Source organism: Leptospira bourretii (genome assembly GCF_004770145.1).
Classification (GTDB): Bacteria; Spirochaetota; Leptospiria; order Leptospirales; family Leptospiraceae; genus Leptospira_A; species Leptospira_A bourretii.
Window position 1 is genome coordinate 77,203 of record NZ_RQFW01000015.1, and the last position, 16,158, is coordinate 93,360.

The 16,158-nt window shown below is 39.8% G+C and carries 17 protein-coding genes and 2 tRNA genes; 13 read left to right on the forward strand and 6 right to left on the reverse strand.

Annotated features, from left to right (window positions below; all coding sequences use genetic code 11):
* Window positions 1-79: 79 nt before the first annotated feature.
* Window positions 80-1,486 (forward strand): alkaline phosphatase family protein, encoded by a 1,407-nt coding sequence (locus tag EHQ47_RS09945; protein WP_135777139.1) that lies wholly within the window; start codon window positions 80-82, stop codon window positions 1,484-1,486.
* Window positions 1,487-1,532: 46 nt separating this feature from the next.
* On the opposite strand, the gene EHQ47_RS09950 is transcribed toward EHQ47_RS09945, so the two are convergent.
* Window positions 1,533-2,201 carry a type 1 glutamine amidotransferase domain-containing protein gene (locus tag EHQ47_RS09950; RefSeq protein ID WP_135777112.1) on the reverse strand — a complete coding sequence of 223 codons (669 nt, stop codon included), beginning with the start codon at window positions 2,199-2,201 and terminating at the stop codon, window positions 1,533-1,535.
* A gap of 137 nt (window positions 2,202-2,338) precedes the next feature.
* On the opposite strand from EHQ47_RS09950, the gene EHQ47_RS09955 reads away from it, so the two are divergent.
* On the forward strand, window positions 2,339-3,232 hold the full coding sequence (locus EHQ47_RS09955; protein ID WP_135777113.1) for a LysR family transcriptional regulator: 894 nt from the start codon (window positions 2,339-2,341) through the stop codon (window positions 3,230-3,232).
* On the opposite strand, the gene EHQ47_RS09960 is transcribed toward EHQ47_RS09955, so the two are convergent.
* Genes EHQ47_RS09960 through queF form a run of 3 tightly spaced genes read right to left on the reverse strand, consistent with a single transcriptional unit; the run spans window position 3,233 to window position 4,104 of the window.
* Entirely contained in the window at window positions 3,233-3,451 is a 219-nt protein-coding gene (locus EHQ47_RS09960) for a ferredoxin (protein WP_100719354.1), read from the reverse strand.
* A complete protein-coding gene (locus tag EHQ47_RS09965; protein ID WP_135744198.1) occupies window positions 3,448-3,702 on the reverse strand; it encodes a SemiSWEET transporter in 255 nt (84 codons plus the stop codon). The genes EHQ47_RS09960 and EHQ47_RS09965 overlap by 4 nt, the downstream gene beginning before the upstream one ends.
* A complete protein-coding gene (gene queF, locus EHQ47_RS09970; protein WP_135777114.1) occupies window positions 3,703-4,104 on the reverse strand; it encodes a preQ(1) synthase in 402 nt (133 codons plus the stop codon).
* Window positions 4,105-4,146: 42 nt separating this feature from the next.
* Between queF and guaA the strand changes: the two genes are divergently transcribed.
* A complete protein-coding gene (gene guaA, locus EHQ47_RS09975) occupies window positions 4,147-5,946 on the forward strand; it encodes a glutamine-hydrolyzing GMP synthase (protein ID WP_135777115.1) in 1,800 nt (599 codons plus the stop codon).
* A 37-nt stretch (window positions 5,947-5,983) separates the two neighbouring features.
* On the opposite strand, the gene EHQ47_RS09980 is transcribed toward guaA, so the two are convergent.
* On the reverse strand, window positions 5,984-6,394 hold the full coding sequence (locus EHQ47_RS09980) for an LIMLP_04285 family protein (RefSeq protein ID WP_135777116.1): 411 nt from the start codon (window positions 6,392-6,394) through the stop codon (window positions 5,984-5,986).
* A gap of 132 nt (window positions 6,395-6,526) precedes the next feature.
* On the opposite strand from EHQ47_RS09980, the gene EHQ47_RS09985 reads away from it, so the two are divergent.
* Both EHQ47_RS09985 and EHQ47_RS09990 read left to right on the forward strand, forming a co-directional pair.
* Window positions 6,527-6,597 (forward strand) — tRNA-Cys (locus tag EHQ47_RS09985).
* 14 nt (window positions 6,598-6,611) lie between these two features.
* Window positions 6,612-6,695: transfer RNA gene (locus EHQ47_RS09990), tRNA-Leu, on the forward strand.
* 273 nt (window positions 6,696-6,968) lie between these two features.
* Here the strand turns inward: EHQ47_RS09990 and EHQ47_RS09995 are convergent.
* Window positions 6,969-8,864 (reverse strand): O-antigen ligase family protein, encoded by a 1,896-nt coding sequence (locus EHQ47_RS09995; RefSeq protein WP_135777117.1) that lies wholly within the window; start codon window positions 8,862-8,864, stop codon window positions 6,969-6,971.
* Window positions 8,865-8,894: 30 nt separating this feature from the next.
* On the opposite strand from EHQ47_RS09995, the gene EHQ47_RS10000 reads away from it, so the two are divergent.
* The 8 genes from EHQ47_RS10000 to leuD all read left to right on the forward strand — a co-directional run bounded on the left by EHQ47_RS10000 (window position 8,895) and on the right by leuD (window position 16,156).
* Window positions 8,895-9,716, forward strand: coding sequence for a glycosyltransferase family 2 protein (locus EHQ47_RS10000; RefSeq protein ID WP_135777118.1), 822 nt, complete (start codon window positions 8,895-8,897; stop codon window positions 9,714-9,716).
* A complete protein-coding gene (locus tag EHQ47_RS10005) occupies window positions 9,703-10,476 on the forward strand; it encodes an LBBP_01157 family protein (protein ID WP_135749620.1) in 774 nt (257 codons plus the stop codon). The genes EHQ47_RS10000 and EHQ47_RS10005 overlap by 14 nt, the downstream gene beginning before the upstream one ends.
* Window positions 10,466-11,053 (forward strand): D-sedoheptulose 7-phosphate isomerase, encoded by a 588-nt coding sequence (locus EHQ47_RS10010; protein WP_135749621.1) that lies wholly within the window; start codon window positions 10,466-10,468, stop codon window positions 11,051-11,053. The genes EHQ47_RS10005 and EHQ47_RS10010 overlap by 11 nt, the downstream gene beginning before the upstream one ends.
* Window positions 11,040-11,795, forward strand: coding sequence for an ATP-binding cassette domain-containing protein (locus EHQ47_RS10015; protein ID WP_135777119.1), 756 nt, complete (start codon window positions 11,040-11,042; stop codon window positions 11,793-11,795). Before EHQ47_RS10010 ends, EHQ47_RS10015 begins: the two co-directional genes overlap by 14 nt.
* Window positions 11,755-13,227 carry an FHA domain-containing protein gene (locus tag EHQ47_RS10020; protein WP_135777120.1) on the forward strand — a complete coding sequence of 491 codons (1,473 nt, stop codon included), beginning with the start codon at window positions 11,755-11,757 and terminating at the stop codon, window positions 13,225-13,227. The genes EHQ47_RS10015 and EHQ47_RS10020 overlap by 41 nt, the downstream gene beginning before the upstream one ends.
* A 4-nt stretch (window positions 13,228-13,231) precedes the next feature.
* Window positions 13,232-14,056: a hypothetical protein gene (locus EHQ47_RS10025; protein WP_135777121.1), complete on the forward strand. Its 825-nt coding sequence runs from the start codon at window positions 13,232-13,234 to the stop codon at window positions 14,054-14,056.
* Between the two features lie 77 nt (window positions 14,057-14,133).
* A complete protein-coding gene (gene leuC / locus EHQ47_RS10030; protein ID WP_135777122.1) occupies window positions 14,134-15,528 on the forward strand; it encodes a 3-isopropylmalate dehydratase large subunit in 1,395 nt (464 codons plus the stop codon).
* Window position 15,529: 1 nt separating this feature from the next.
* Window positions 15,530-16,156 (forward strand): 3-isopropylmalate dehydratase small subunit, encoded by a 627-nt coding sequence (gene leuD / locus EHQ47_RS10035; protein ID WP_135693218.1) that lies wholly within the window; start codon window positions 15,530-15,532, stop codon window positions 16,154-16,156.
* Window positions 16,157-16,158: the final 2 nt, after the last annotated feature.

A 16,158-nucleotide genomic window follows, 5' to 3' on the forward strand; every position in this document is an offset into this window, starting at 1 on the left:
ATTTTCCACTTTCGGGAAGCTTATGCATCTAATTTCATTCTCTTTAGACATTGTTTCTAAGGTATTTTTTTTCTTGGGAATGTATGTTCGTTTGGTATCAGTCTTCGGAATTTTGATGGTTCTTTTCGGTTCTCTTTCTTTAGAAGCGAAACCTAAAAAGAAATCGGAAAAACTTGCTTCGAAATCTGCCAAGGTTCACCAAACCATTGTTTTATCCATTGATGGGTTTCCTGCATACTACTGGTTAGATCTAAAGTATCGTTCTTATTTCCCCCATTTAGCAGAGTTATTTCAGAAATATGGCGTTTCCGAAATCACAACGGTCAATCCTTCTGTGACTTATCCGGCCCATACCTCAATGGTAACAGGAAAAGATCCTGCAGTACATGGAATTTTTAACAATACTCTTTCCGATCCTTTTGAGAAAAATGATGGGGGATGGATGTGGTATACAGAAGACATCTTAGTTCCCACCCTTTGGGATTTGGCAAAAGAAAATCACAAAACGACTGCCAATGTTTTTTGGCCCGTGACTGTGGGTGCAGGTATCAATTGGAACCTTCCTCAATATTGGCGAAAAAAAATCCCAGAAGATGATAAACTCCTCCGTGTCCTTTCTACAAAGGATTTGCATAAGGAGGCAGAACTTGCCGTTGGATTTCCGCTAAACGATGTATCCAAAGATGAAGTGAAACTAAATACTGCCACTTGGCTTTTTCAGAAAAAAAAGCCGGATTTGATGTTTGTTTATACGACGGATTTGGATACAAACCACCACGGATTCGGTCCTGGGTCAGAAAAGGCTTTGTTTCGGTTGGTTGAACTAGACCAAGCTATCTTTTCTTTTTTACAATCCGTCGGAGCCTTTACTCCGAAAGGGCCGGCGATTGTGATTGTTTCAGACCACGGGTTTCATTCCGCTGATTCCGTTTGTGCCCCCAATGTCATCCTAAAACAAAAAGGGTACATTCAAGACGAGGCAGGTACTTACCAACTTACTTTCAAAAGTTCTGGTGGGACTGCCATCCTTTTGCCTGGTACCAATACCAATGTTTCTATCGAAGAAATAAATTCCATCGTTTCAGAAGTTTTGACTGCCTGCCCAGGAGCGGAATGGGTTCCAACAACCGCCAATGAAAAGTTAGGTGAATTGACAAACCCATCTACAGAATCCGAAGAAAATCCTATCCTCCAAACAAAAATCCATCCGATAGCTTTGGGAATTTTTCGTACAAAAGGACCGCTATTTTTTAGCGGGACGAGAAAAGGGGATGTGTTTACCAAATCACAAACCAAAATACATGGACACGGATATTGGAATACAAACCCCGAAATGAAAACAATTGGATTTGTATATGATCCAACTGGGAAAAAACATGATTTCCAATCGGTAAAGGATGTATATGGAATCGTCAAAGATATGTTAGGTTTGAAAGAAAAGAAAACCAATGGGCCTCGTGTGCCACCCTTGCACACAAAGCCTTGATCCAAAATCGAATCGATTTGAATCGGATCCGATGAAAAGGTTCTTCTTATTTTTTTAATAAACTAAGAATGGCCTCTCCTACAGCCTTTGCCGACTGCGGGTTTTGTCCTGTAACAAGTCTTTCATCCACTTCTACATGACTATTCCAAGGTGCTGATTTGGAATACTTTCCACCCGCTGCGATTAGCTTGTCTTCCAAAAGAAAGGGAACCACACCTTCTAGTTTTACAATCTCCTCTTCTTCGTTGGAAAATCCATTCACTCGTTTGCCTCCAATGAGGTTTTTCCCATTGGACAAAGTGACATTCACAAGGGCCGATGGACCGTGACATACGGCTCCGACAATCCCTCCCGATTCATAAATGGATCTTGTAAGGTTTTGGAGTTCTTTGTTCTCAGGAAAGTCCCACATCGTTCCATGCCCACCGGCAAAATAAATGGCAGAGTAGTCACTGGTTTGAATCTCTTTTGGTGTTTTTGTATGCATGCGTTTTTTTTGGTAAACAGGATGGTTCCAAAACTCTTTGTTTACCGGGTCTTCTAAATCAAACCCATCGACTGGTGGTTCGCCTCCTTTGGGACTAACCAAATCCATTTCCACACCGGCATCATGTAATACCTTCCAGGGATGGGAAACCTCTCCTAAATGATAACCAGTGGAACCAGCATTTCCTTTTTCTCCGTGGCTTGTTAATACAAATAAAACTTTTTTCATTGGACCCTCACTTCGTTTGCAGTTTCTAAATGACTGTGATAGGAAAAATTTTTCCCTTTCGTTTTTTTAGACAAGGAAAACTAGGTATTAGAATAATGATGGTGCTGATAATTCGATATTAAAAAAGTAATACCAATATGAACCCCATCGAATTGTACCAAAGTTTTTATTGTATTTACCAGGAGAGGAATTTAACAAAGGCAGGGAAAATTCTTGGGCTTTCCCAACCGGCTCTTAGTTTGCATTTACAATCTTTGGAAAGGCATAGAAAAGAAGTTCTATTTCGCCGCACTTCCAGAGATTTGATTCCAACTGATGCCGCCAAACGGTTGTATGTTCAGATTGCAGGTCCTATGGAAGAACTAGAGCGAATAGAAAAGACTACTAAACCCAAAGAAAAAATAGCAAAACTTCGCATTGGCTCTGCCAAAGAAATATTCTTAGAAAAAGTTTTGCCAAATCTTGCCAAGATGGGAACGAGTTTTTATGTCCGCTATGGGCATCCGCAGGAACTAATGGAAGCGCTAAGAAAACAAGAGATTGACTTTGTGATCAGTAACCAGAAGTTAAACCTTCCTGGTCTCCATTATCAAGAACTGTATAAGGAAACTTTTGGATTGGTTGTATCTAAATCCATTCGTTTGGATTCTCATTTTCCCTTTCGCGGAGAAACCAAACCAAAAATCGAAACTATAAAATCATGGATGGAAAACCAACATTGGTTTGTGTATAGCGAAGACTTTGCCATTGTTCGGCGGTTCTGGAAGTTTAACTTTGATTCCAGACCAAAAATCAAAGAGTATTCAGTGATTCCAAACCTTCATGATATTAAGACAGCCCTTGAGTTCGGGAAGGGGATTTCTGTTTTACCGACTTATTTACTTGGAAAAAACACTTCTTTGTACATAAATGAAAAGAACTGTCAGGGTTTTGAAAACCAACTTTATCTTGTGAGTCGAGAGACAGAACCTCAGTCTTTGAAGGAATTTTACCAAAGACTCAAAAGTTGGATGGAGGAGGAGTCGATTTGACTAATGTTTTTTCCAGTGGATGCATTCCCCTGGGCATTCATCCATTTCCTTTTGCACTTTTTTTTCGTCTTCATCAGGAATCATGGCATCATTGATTGACTCACCCCCGATATGAGTTTGAGAAACATCATCCTCATCCATCATAAAGTATTTCGGCATATTATCAGCACATTGGTTGCAAGAAGTACAATTGTCTTTGTCTACATAAGCCTTTCTCATGTTACATCCTCTCTCAATTTATAATATAGTATAATGGATACAAAAAATATGGTGACAACGTTTGCCAAAATGATCGGAAAATCAGATTTTAAAATTCCGTAAATAAACCACAAAAGCACTCCTAAAAAAAACATGATATACATGTTTCTGCTGATATCTCTTGTTTGTTTTGTCATGACCACTCGCAATACTTGCGGAAGAAACGAAACTGTTGTTAAAAAGGCTGCTACGTAGCCGATGAGGTTTTCCATTTAGGCTTTGTACTCTCGTTTCACAATGGTTTTTACACCACCCCTAACATTATAATCTCCTACCACTTTGACATACATGGGATCCACAGCCGAAACAAAGTCTTCGAGGATTTTGTTTACAACGTTTTCATGGAAAATTCCCACATTACGGTATGACATCATGTATTCTTTCAGTGATTTGAGCTCTACACATTTATCCCTTGGGATATAATCGATATAAATGGTTCCGAAGTCGGGAAGGCCGGTTTTGGGGCAAACGGCAGTGAATTCTGGGATTGTGAATTCGATATTGTATTCTTTTCCGGCATAAACATTGGCAAACCATTCGATTTCCGGGGTTTTCCAGGACGGGATATGGTCTTGTTTGTCCTCGTAAGAAGATTCTGATTTTTTTTCCGACATTTGTTTACCCCGACAATTGCAAAATTATTTTGGAATCATCCCATGAAAAGTGATAAAAAAATTGCAGTCGTCGATTTCGGCGGTCAATACGCTCACCTTATTGCATCCCGGATTCGTAGGCTTGGTGCCTATACAGAAATCCTTTCCAATGAAGAACCACTCTCTGTTTACGAGTCCTATGCTGGAATCATTCTTTCGGGTGGCCCTAGTAGTGTTTATGAAACTGGAGCCCCGCTTTTACCAGAAGGATTTTTCAAAACATCAGTTCCCATTTTAGGAATCTGTTATGGACACCAACTTTTAATGAAGGCTCTTGGTGGAGAGGTGGTTTCTTCTAATTCAAAAGAATATGGACCTGCCATTTTAGAAATTCAAAATCCAGATTCCTTACTTTCGAAATCCCTTTCTCTCAAAACAAAAGTTTGGATGAGCCACGGGGATGAAGTGGTTCGTATGCCTGATGGATTTCAAATCGTTGCTTCTTCCGATAATTGTCGTTATGCGTTTGTTTCTAATGAGTCTAAAAAACAATTTGGAATCCAGTTTCATCCAGAAGTGACACACTCTGAGGAAGGAGAAGTTTTACTTCGTAACTTTGTGAATCTTTGTAATGCTGGGTCCAGTTGGAGTATTTCACAGTTTCTGGAAGAACAAATCGCTGAACTACAAAAGAAAGTCCCTCCAGGTAAAAATGTTTTTTTACTCGTTTCGGGGGGTGTGGATTCTTCTGTAGCTTATTTACTTCTTGCCAAAGCTCTTGGGAAAGACCGGGTGAAGGGCCTACTTGTAGATACAGGTTTTATGCGTAAAAACGAAGTGAAGGATTTGATGGACAACCTCCACCACGTTGGATTTGACCTTACCATTTGGGATGAAAGTGAAATTTTTTACAAACATCTAAAATCAGAATTTGAACCAGAAAAAAAAAGACGTATTGTCGGTGATTTATTTTTAGAAGCACAAGGGAAAGCAACCGATTCCCTTGGTTTGGATTCGGAACATTGGCTCCTTGGCCAAGGAACCATTTACCCTGATACCATCGAATCTGGGGGAACCAAACATTCTCATAAAATCAAAACCCACCACAACCGTGTCCCTCAAATTGAAAAACTCATCCAAGAAGGTAAAATCATCGAACCCATCGCTGATTTGTATAAAGATGAAGTGAGAGAACTGGGTAGACTTCTTGGGCTACCCGAACGTTGGATTGAAAGACATCCTTTTCCGGGTCCAGGACTTGTGGTGCGAATGATTGCCAGTCCAGAGACAAAACCACCTGTCATCGATTTTTCTGATTTGGCTTTTACAAAGAAAAAAGCAGAAGTCAAAATTTTACCAATTCTTTCTGTTGGAGTCCAAGGCGACCAAAGAAGTTATGCCCACTGTGCTGTGTTAAATGACTTTACCACCAACTGGAATGAGTTAGATGAATGTGCTGTCGAAATCACTAATTTTAAAAAAGAAATCAACCGAGTGGTTTTTGCACCAGGGATCAGTCAATTTATCGGATCTTTTTTTTATACCAAACTGACATTAGATAAGGAACATTCAGACATCCTTCGTGATGCCGATGCCATAGTGAACCGAATCCTTTATCAAGAGTCCATTCATACATCCATTTGGCAAATGCCTGTGGTTCTTGTTCCTGTGGGTTTACACGCAAATTCTTATGGGGTAGTGTTACGTCCAGTCGAATCAACAGAGGCCATGACTGCCAATTTTTACGAAATGGATCGAAAGATTTTAAATCGTATCACCAAAGAATTGTTGGCTTTGCCACAGATTTCTTTGGTGTTATATGATCTCACTCACAAACCACCTGGAACGATTGAATGGGAGTGAAATTGATAGTTTTTAGTTTTTTTCTTTAAACAATGGTTTAAGGAAGAATGATCCAGAGAAGGGCCATTCCACCGATGGCAAGTTCAGGTAACCTTCTTTGGATAAAACTTTGGTTTTCCGGATTTTCTTTTGGTTCCTCAGGATTTTTGGATTCGGTCTTTGTCTCTTCCTTAGTTTCTTTGGAAGCAAATAGAGACCCAAAGAATCCTGGTTTTTCTTCTTTTGCCTCTTCCCAAACAACTGGAAGAACAACTACGTCGACAGCCGTTTTTTTAAACGCTTGTTTGGTGCCGTCTTTAGATTCTACTAAAATAAAATTGGCAGTCGGAGAAGATGTTTTTACGTTCTCCATTACCTCTTTGCTTGCTTTTACTGTCACTGTGTCCGCATACGAATTTTGGGCAAGGAGCACTAAAATGGATACAGTGAGAAAGTTCATTCGGTTCATAATTACAGCCCATCTGTTTTCGGACCTTAGGCAATTTGATTTTTGAGCGAAATGTTACAATCCGATGAAAAGTGAATTCAGTTTCCATTTGACACCAGGCCTTCCCATTTTAGCCTATCCAAAGTCACGATTGGCGTCGTGGCCAAGTGGTAAGGCATGGCTCTGCAAAAGCTTGACCGCCGGTTCGAATCCGGCCGACGCCTATCACTGAATATTCGCCTGGATGGTGGAACTGGTAGACACACAGGACTTAAAATCCTGTGGGAGTAATCCCGTGCGGGTTCGATTCCCGCTCCAGGTATGAATCGAACGACTACGAGCGAAAGAAATGGTAGCGACCCCGCGTAGGCTTTATAAAAGCCGAAGGCGAAGTTGGCCGTAAGGCCAAGGGTGGATGGAGCGTGAAGCCATTTTTCTGAGGACAGGATGTCCGAAGTCGCGAGTAGGACGGGCTGAGATCGAAAGGCCAGGATGGCCGAAGTTTGAAGCGATTCCCTCAGGGCTTTCCTAATCAAACCAAACTTAATTCAAGCATCTCTTACTTCTTAACAACTTTACGCTCTTCTCGCGCTAACTAGTCGCAATTCCCAGAAATTTCGATTCGTGGAAGAAATGGATTTCCCCCTTTCCAAGAAAATAAAAATCCAAAATCAACAAATTCAATCCCCTTTCCAAGAGATTCTAAATACTCTTTTGGATGGACTTGGATTTTTTGGATTTGTTTTGAATTGAAAAAAATTTCCTTTTTTACAATTCTCTCTGCTTGGACTTTATACTCTTTGTCCTGGTCAAAGCTCTCCCGTTTGCGAATTTCAAGTTCGAATGTTTCAGGAAGTTTTCCATCATCGGGAAGGTCTTCCCAATGGATCAGGAATCCAACGGGGTTTTCTCTGACAAGGGCTCTTTGATTGAAATTGGTATTGTGGTCCAAACAACCAGCCAGTTTAAAATAAAATTCCTTGGTTCCCGTAGGAAGTGCGATAGGGACCATCGAATTCATCGAAGATTGGGCAAAGGGAGATGGAAAGTTATGTTCTGTGCGAGTCCTATGAAAAAAAAGATCCTTGGCAGGTGTTTTTGTCAAATAAAGGGCCCCTAAACTAGAAATCAAAATCCAGAAAAATAGAATTCCATACACTTTGATTTGACCCTTTTGTATAAAATTCTTCTTTCTTTCTTTTTTTCTAATCGAAGTCGAAGGAAGTAAAATCAAAAGACCAAGAAAGGGAAGTAATACTTCATCATCTAACAGAAAACATTGGAAACTTCCTGCAAAAATGACGCTGAAAAAACCTAAATAAAAAAGATTATTTTTGCCAACTTGTAAGATTCTTTTTGTGATCCAATATAGAAAACTAAGATAAGCTACAACTGAAGTAATACCACCTAAAATCCAAAAATGCAGAAAATCAAAATGGGCGTGCGATTTGGGTGTGATCGACAAATCATAATAGAGTTCCGGTAACTCTTTCACCAGAGGTGTCGCTTGGGTGATAAATTCTTTTGGATAATTACCTGATCCAATTCCAAAAAGATAATTTTCTTTTAAAATTGCAAAATTCATTTTATGAATCCAAACTCGTTGGTTCTCTAACGAACGTTTAGCGAATAGATCGTCAATGGCTCTTTGGAAAAGCCAATTGTTTTGGTAGAGAAGAAAAAGGATCCCGGCAATTCCCAAAATCCCCAGGCTAAGTACCGGTAGGTATTTTTTGATTTGTAACTTTTTTTGTAAGGAAAGAAGTAAGATTCCAAAAAGGAGTCCAAACCAAATGGAACGACTTTGGTTGAGGAAAAGTAAAAAGAATCCAACCAAACTCAATGTGAGGAATCCAAACCTGTAAAAAAAGGAGTTTGTTTTTTTTCTCGCAATTTGGAAGGATCGAAAGGTTCTCTCCCAAATGGAAGGGAGATAGATGGCAAGTAAGCCTCCGTAAGTGAGATGGGTACTTTGGAATCCAATTGGCAAATAAAGAGAAAGTTTTTCCCAAAGGACAACAAGAAGGTGTGGAAGTCTCCTTCCTTCCGTGTATTGGAATCCATCCATTACGAAAGGTGCCAGACGATACGGTGATACCAAGGAGAGGATTCCTGAAAGAAGGAGAAAGAAGGCTCCGAGCCGTACCGCCTGTTTTAACCTAGTTTTTTCTCGGTAAGAGAGCCTTGTATGGTGCAGCAATAAAAAGGCCATCCAAACATCTCCAAATTCGGAGCGGAAAATGGTTTGTTTCCAGTTAGTTTGGTCCCAATCGAATACTGGGGTAAAAAGAAAGCTAATGTAGAGAAGAATCAAAAAAAGAACCAGAGACTCGAATTTAGGAAATTCTCTTTTTTGTATGCAGTCCAAGAACAAAAAGAATAGGGAGGCCCCTGCCAAAATTTGACAAAGGCTAATCGAAAAGGGGGAAAGAACGAAAAAAAGGTATAGAAAAACAACGGAAATCTTATGAAATGTTTCTTTCCCAATCATATTTGGTTCAAAGAATAGGTTTTAACTCCTATGGAAGGCAAGAGAAAAAGAAAATTGTCGGTGGCCATCATCACCTTCAATGAAGAAAAAAATATCGGAGATTGTATCCGTTCCGTCGAGACCGTTGCCGACGAAATCATTGTTTTGGACTCCTTAAGTACTGATCGTACAAAAGAAATTGCGACTTCCTTTTCCAAAGTAAAATTTTATGAATCCCCATTTCCTGGCCATGTGGAGCAAAAAAACAAAGCCATTGGATTTTGTTCCCATGATTGGATATTGTCATTGGATGCCGATGAACGTGCAAATGAAACATTGGTTCGGTCCATCCATGCCTTTTTGGAATCAGATGCGATCCATGCCAATGGATTTAAAATTGCAAGATTAACCTACCACTTGGGACGATGGATTCGTCATAGTGGTTGGTATCCTCTTCGCCGGTTTCGTTTATTCCAAAAAAATTCGGCCACTTGGGTGGGAGAAAATCCTCATGATTATATTGAACTCAAACCAGGTTCTGTTGGAAAAATAATGAAAGGAGATATCCTTCATTATAGTTTTACAGATTTTAGTCACCAAATTACCACCATCAATCAGTTTTCCAGTATTGTTGCTTATACTCGTTATGCGAAAGGAGAGAGATTCTCTCTTGCGAAAACCATTCTGAAACCTTTTGGTAAATTTTTAGAAATTTATATTTTTAAATTTGGTTTTTTGGATGGAATCCCAGGGCTTTGGATTGCCATTGCCTCTTCCTTTTCAACCTTTCTGAAATATGCTAAGTTGTATGAACTAGACAGAAAACAAATAGAACGCCCTTCTAATATTAGAAAAGAATATGGCAAAAACTAAAAAACCATCCAAACCTGGTTTATTCTCCTGGTTCTTCCGTTTTTTCAGTTCGAAGGGGAAGGCAGAAGACCAAGACCCGGCAAAAAGAAAAAAAGAACCAAAAACATTTTCTATGGAATGGGCAGTCGCCGTTGATAATTGGAAAAAGAAACTCCGCACAAAACAAGTGAGTTCCGGTGTGGTGATTGAATCCCCCAAGTTTCGCTTAACAAAAACAAACGAGAAACTATTCCGCGCAGAAGGATTGGATTATTCTTTGATCCTTGTCACAGGAAACCATTTGTATAAAAATAAAGAAGAAAAATGGTCTGGCGTTTTGTTTGTGGATGAAGGGGAATTGAATCAAAATCTTTCGAAGGATCTCTCTGGACTCGATGGATTACTTTCTTCACTTTCTATTCCGAAAACTGATTTATTTTTAGATACAAATGCTCCAAAAGATGATTGGCGAGTTGTCCTTTCTTGGGAGAGATTTTGGAAAGAACAATTGGTTTTGCATATGAAGCCAAATGCAATGGCACTTGCGATGCTTGCCATTGGTGAAGAATGTCGGATTTTTTTTGAATCGGTGGCTACGGAAAGACAAAAGAAACTCGTAAGAGACGAACTATTCTATCTGAATCTTGGAAACACAGACCAAAATAATCCTTATTCAAAAGCTAAAAACTTGTATGGATTTGGGACTGCACTGATCGAGTTCGGGAATGCTGTGAATGCAATCAAAGAAAGAAGGGATAAAGAACAAAACCATGGATCATAAATCGCTCATCCAAACACAAATCGAAGATTCAATTGCCGTAAAACAAAGTTTATTACCGGGACTTTTGCCATCCATTGAAGCTGCGGGAAAACTTCTGACAGAGTCACTGAGACAAAATGGATTATTGTATTTTTGTGGAAATGGTGGATCAAGTTGTGATGCCTCTCATATTGCCGCAGAGCTTGTGGTTCGTTATAAGTCGGGGAATGAAAGAAAAGCCATTCCCGCATTAGCTTTAAATAGTGACCAAGCAGTTCTTACTGCTTGTTCGAACGATTATGGTTACGAATATGTTTTTCAAAGGCAAGTTCAGGCATTTGGAAAACCGTCAGATGTATTTGTAGGACTCACCACTTCTGGAAATTCGCAAAACATTATTTTGGCGGTAGAGGAAGCAAAAAAAATTGGAATGAAGGTTGTTCTATTTTTAGGTGGAGATGGTGGAAAACTAAAAGGAAAGGCAGATGTAGAAATCATTGTCCCATCTAAGGTTACTGCTCGGATCCAAGAATGCCATATTCTGATTGGTCATATCCTTTGTAGTATCATAGAAAAGGAACTCTTTGGGCTCGACTGAATTTCCTGCTGTCCAAATCAAAGATGCTACCATTACCACTAAGGATGGGAAAAAGATTTGGAATGGAATTTCTTTGGAAATTCCCAAGGGCATTGTCTATGGTGTGATCGGTGAGTCGGGATCAGGAAAATCAACATTAGGATTTTCGCTTTTTGGTATGGTTCCGGAAGGTTGCCAAATGACATATAAAACCTTTTCTGTATTAGGCGAAGATGTAACTCACCTTAATTTTTGTTCTAAGTTGTTTATGGTGCCACAAAATCCTAATTGGGCCTTTCATCCTTTCCGAACCATTGAAGCACAAATCGAAGATTTTTTTAAATTATCAAAATTGAAAACGATCCATTTCGAATCTTTGTTTCAAATTTGGGATCGTTTGTCCATTCCGAGAAATCACTGGAAAAAATATGCAAAGACTTTATCCGGAGGAGAGAAACAAAGGATTCTCCTTTCCCTTGCTTTTTTACGTACGCCTGAGATTCTCGTTTTAGATGAACCAACCACGGGTCTCGATGCTTTTTCCGAAAAAATTGTTCTAGAAACCGTCCAAAACCTTGCAAAAATGGGGATGACAGTTGTTTTTATTACACATGAGCTTCGGATCGTCGAAAGTCTGACCTCTCAAGTTACGATAATGAAACAAGGTGAAGTTGTTGAAACCATTCCGGTTTTAAACCACAACCTGGAGCCAAAAACAGAATATGGAAAACAACTTAAGGAAGCATCTTTACTCTTTCAGTAATTGGTTTTTCCTCTCTATTCTTTTTCCAGTAGTTCTAACTGCAAACCCTGGGTTCAAACTCAGATCGATCGACGTTCGCTCCTATCCAGAAGTAAAAATTCGATTCCATTCCAATGGAATTTTAGATCCAAATGGATTCGTTCTTTCTGAACAATTGGAATCAAATAGAAGGTTTACTGAATCCTTTCGCTTCGAAAAAACAGATTCAAAAAATCCCATTCACTTATACCTTTCCATTCCCAGTTACACGGATGCAGAGGACAGACGTTGGATCATCCAATTGGCAAACCAATTGGTAAAAATTTCGGAACAAAGTGGTGGTTCTACTCAGTTACAAATTCAGTCTGATACAAATAAACATTCCTTCGAAAGAATTCGTTCAAATGTTTTGGATATTTCTTTTCCTTTTCCGAAAGAACCTGCTCCCGTTTATCCCATTCGGAACTGGGAAAATTTTTTAGAAACCATAAAGGGAAACCAATCTTCCGAAGATCATATTCTTATTTTTGTTAGTTTTGCTTCGGAATGGCAAGATCGTTTTGAAATTCCAGAACTTGCTAAACGCATACGTGAAAAAAATTTGCAACTGATAGTCCTTGCTCCCAGTTCCTTGGAGGCAACCAAACTTGCAAGTTATGCGAATGGAAAACATTATTCAATTACTAAATCGGACAGTTATGCGGATCTTTTTTCTTATTTGAGAGGTTTGGGGCAACCGGATTTTGAATTGGTATATGAATCACCTTGGAAACTTTCTCAATGGAAAACAAATTTAGTTTTTGCTAATTTGGTTTCTGTTGACCAAGGCATTCGATTCGAATTTCAGTATGAACTTTCGTTGTTTCGCTCTTTGTATCTAAAACTTTCTGACCCTTTATTCTTTTTTCCTGTTAGTCTATTCCTCATTTTCCTTTGTTTGGCGGCCTTATATTATTTGCGAGGGTTTGAAGAAACAAACCAGAAAGAAAACCAAAATCCTCCTCCTTCTCAACAATCTCTTGTTCCAGAATTTTCCGAACGCAAAGAAGAACTACAAGTTTATGATCGGATGTATGGGGAGACTTTGGAAAGGGCAGCTCGCGACAGAGAAATTGCCGTTGCCATTGCAGAAAAGGAATCACTTCCGGGAACTGCGTACTCTTATGCTGTCTTGATGCGAAGGGAAGGAAATCAAAATACAGATCAATTCCAACTCCAGTTTGATGAAGTGACCATTGGAAGTTGGGAATCCAATCATTTGGTAATTTCTGATCCCACCGTAGCCGGGCTTCATGCAAAAATAAAAAACAGGAAGGGGAAGTATATATTGTTTGATTGTGTATCGGAGACCGGTGTATACTTAAACGGTAAGAAGTTACTTCGTCCCAAAGTTCTCCATAATTTGGACGAAATCCAAATTGGAAAAACAATCCTGTCATTTCGAGGAAGGTAAAGATATGTTGCGACTAATGAAAAAGAAAGTTTTCATCATTCATTCGGTTCTCTTTTTATTTTTGGTTCAATGTTCTGGTGAATCTTCCAAAAATGATGCGACAACTTCCCTTCTTCTTGCAAAAGAATCAGGGGCCAATGGATGTACTGTCGCAGGTCTTGGAACCCAAATCAAGGCAGGGTATACTGGAATCACAACCACTTCACAATCTGTTTCTTTTGCGCTCGCTGGGGATACTTATTATGCAGTCATGCAAATCGCTGGTGCTCAAATTGGTACAAGAGTCGTACTTTCTCGTTATGCGAAAGTTTCCGTTTATGTATCCACAAGTTGTCCTTTAGATTTGTCTTCTGCAACTCTGGCAAAAGAAGGAACTGAATATTCAAAAGTGGATTCCCCTGCCACAGTGATTACTTTTACAAAGGCCGGTAGTTATTTAATTTACTTATACCAAAAAGAAAGTGGAACTGCAAATCCTTTGACAGTTTTAACGGATGGTACTCCTGTTCAAACCATCTCTGATTCTGATTTGTCCGATCTATTGAATGGAGGCTCCACTAAAACTTTTAAGTTTGCTTGCGATTTAGGTTCAGGTGTCTGCCAAAATTATTATGGATATTTAACAAGTTGCCTCTCTGGAACCAAACAGTCAGCCAAATGTACAGAAACCAGTGTCGTTGGTTCTTGCAAAGTAACTCAGTCTGGTGTTGGTTATATCATCGGAGTTTATACTGCACCCAAAACGGGTGGGGGTGGGGGAACTGCCGCAACTCATTGTAGCGGACTTTCCGGAACCTATGTAGACGGAGCAACTGTCCAAACCCCTTAGAACCCCGCTATTTTTTCAAATTCCCTGGACAGACTACCCCATGTCCGAGTTATGACTGGAAGTGGGGGAGTCTAGTTATGAAAACCATGTTTGAGAAGATTTGGAATGACCATTTGGTCCACGAGGAAGATGGAACCTGTCTTATTTATATTGATAGACACCTTGTCCATGAGGTGACAAGCCCGCAGGCTTTTGAAAGTTTAAAATTAACCAACAGAAAAGTGCGTAGACCTGATGCTACTTTTGCCACTATGGACCACAACGTATCCACACGAACTCGTGATTGGAAATCAGTGGATCCAATCTCTGTCCTTCAAATGCAAACGCTGATGGACAATTGCAAAGAAAACGGAATTACATTATTTGATATCAATCACCCAGACAATGGAATTGTCCATGTGGTAGCACCAGAACTTGGTCTGACACATCCTGGAATGACCATTGTTTGTGGAGATTCGCATACTGCCACTCATGGTGCTTTTGGTGCTCTTGCTTTTGGGATTGGAACCTCCGAAGTAGAACATGTTTTGGCTACACAAACTCTCGTACAAAAGAAACCAAAAACTTTGGAAATCAGAGTGGATGGAAAATTATCTCCTCTTGTTTCTGCAAAGGACATCGTTCTTGCGATCATTGGAAAAATTGGTACGGACGGGGCGACGGGTTACGTGATTGAGTTTACTGGTGAGGCGATTCGTTCCCTTAGTATGGAAGGCCGTATGACCATTTGTAATATGGCAATTGAAGCAGGAGCTCGTGCTGGACTCATTTCTCCTGATGATACGACTATCAACTATATCAAAGGAAGAGACTTTGCTCCCAAAGGAGATGCTTTTGATGTAGCAGCTGCTAAGTGGAGAGCTTATGCCACCGATGCTGGTGCTAAGTTTGATAAAACAGTCATACTCAATGCAAATGAAATTGCACCTATGGTTTCTTGGGGAACATCTCCTGGCCAAGTGATTCCTGTGACTGCAACGGTTCCTGCGCCCACAGACTTTAATGATCCCATTCAGAAAAAATCAGCAGAATCCGCTCTTGCTTATATGGATTTAAAACCAGGTCAGAAACTTTCCGATGTCAAAGTGAATAAGGTATTCATTGGTTCCTGCACCAACTCTAGAATCGAAGACCTACGTGTTGTGGCTGAAACTGTCAAAGGGAAAAAGGTAAACAAAGAAGTGGAAGCCATCATTGTTCCTGGATCTGGCCGTGTGAAACGACAAGCAGAACAAGAAGGATTAGACAAAATCTTTTTAGAAGCTGGTTTTCAATGGCGTAACCCTGGTTGTTCCATGTGCCTTGCGATGAACGATGACGTTCTTTCACCTGGTGATCGTTGTGCTTCTACTTCTAACAGAAATTTTGAAGGAAGACAAGGAAAAGGTGGACGAACACATTTGGTTGGTCCTGCAATGGCCGCAGCTGTGGCAGTGGAAGGACATTTCGTAGACATTCGGGAGTGGAAATAAGATGAAAGCATTTACAAAGTTAAAAGGAATCGCTGCCCTTTTGGATAAGGCAAACGTAGACACAGATCAAATCATTCCGAAACAATTCCTTCGTAAAATTGAAAGATCTGGTTTTGGGCAACATCTATTCCATGACTGGAGATTTTTAGATGACGCCGGAAAAAAACCAAATCCAGAATTTGTTCTGAATGCCGAAAGATACAAAGGTGCCAATATCCTTGTGACAAGAGATAACTTTGGTTGTGGGTCTTCCAGAGAACATGCTCCTTGGGCCTTAGAGGACTATGGATTCCGTTCCATCATCTCTCCTTCTTATGCAGATATTTTTTACAATAACTGTTTTAAAAATGGAATGTTGCCCATTGTTTTGTCGGAAAGCCAAGTCGAAGAAATCTTCCAAACAATCGATAAAAAACCTGGTGCAAACTTAGAAATTGATTTAGAAAACCAAGTAGTAGTGACGGAAGAGGGAAAAAAATACCCATTTGAAGTCGATGCTTTCCGTAAACATTGCCTCCTCAACGGACTTGATGATATCGGACTCACTCTCCAAAAGGCAGATTTTATTCAAAAATTTGAGGAAAAGAACCAAAAAGAAGTTCCCTGGTTGTATGCAAAAACCGTATAATC

Coding starts and splice junctions, on each gene's coding strand:
- EHQ47_RS09945 (WP_135777139.1), top strand. CDS start 80: ATGTATGTTCGTTTGGTATCAGTCTTCGGAATTTTGATGGTTCTTTTC.
- EHQ47_RS09950 (WP_135777112.1), bottom strand. CDS start 2,201: ATGAAAAAAGTTTTATTTGTATTAACAAGCCACGGAGAAAAAGGAAAT.
- EHQ47_RS09955 (WP_135777113.1), top strand. CDS start 2,339: ATGAACCCCATCGAATTGTACCAAAGTTTTTATTGTATTTACCAGGAG.
- EHQ47_RS09960 (WP_100719354.1), bottom strand. CDS start 3,451: ATGAGAAAGGCTTATGTAGACAAAGACAATTGTACTTCTTGCAACCAA.
- EHQ47_RS09965 (WP_135744198.1), bottom strand. CDS start 3,702: ATGGAAAACCTCATCGGCTACGTAGCAGCCTTTTTAACAACAGTTTCG.
- queF (WP_135777114.1), bottom strand. CDS start 4,104: ATGTCGGAAAAAAAATCAGAATCTTCTTACGAGGACAAACAAGACCAT.
- guaA (WP_135777115.1), top strand. CDS start 4,147: ATGAAAAGTGATAAAAAAATTGCAGTCGTCGATTTCGGCGGTCAATAC.
- EHQ47_RS09980 (WP_135777116.1), bottom strand. CDS start 6,394: ATGAACCGAATGAACTTTCTCACTGTATCCATTTTAGTGCTCCTTGCC.
- EHQ47_RS09995 (WP_135777117.1), bottom strand. CDS start 8,864: ATGATTGGGAAAGAAACATTTCATAAGATTTCCGTTGTTTTTCTATAC.
- EHQ47_RS10000 (WP_135777118.1), top strand. CDS start 8,895: ATGGAAGGCAAGAGAAAAAGAAAATTGTCGGTGGCCATCATCACCTTC.
- EHQ47_RS10005 (WP_135749620.1), top strand. CDS start 9,703: ATGGCAAAAACTAAAAAACCATCCAAACCTGGTTTATTCTCCTGGTTC.
- EHQ47_RS10010 (WP_135749621.1), top strand. CDS start 10,466: ATGGATCATAAATCGCTCATCCAAACACAAATCGAAGATTCAATTGCC.
- EHQ47_RS10020 (WP_135777120.1), top strand. CDS start 11,755: ATGGAAAACAACTTAAGGAAGCATCTTTACTCTTTCAGTAATTGGTTT.
- EHQ47_RS10025 (WP_135777121.1), top strand. CDS start 13,232: ATGTTGCGACTAATGAAAAAGAAAGTTTTCATCATTCATTCGGTTCTC.
- leuC (WP_135777122.1), top strand. CDS start 14,134: ATGAAAACCATGTTTGAGAAGATTTGGAATGACCATTTGGTCCACGAG.
- leuD (WP_135693218.1), top strand. CDS start 15,530: ATGAAAGCATTTACAAAGTTAAAAGGAATCGCTGCCCTTTTGGATAAG.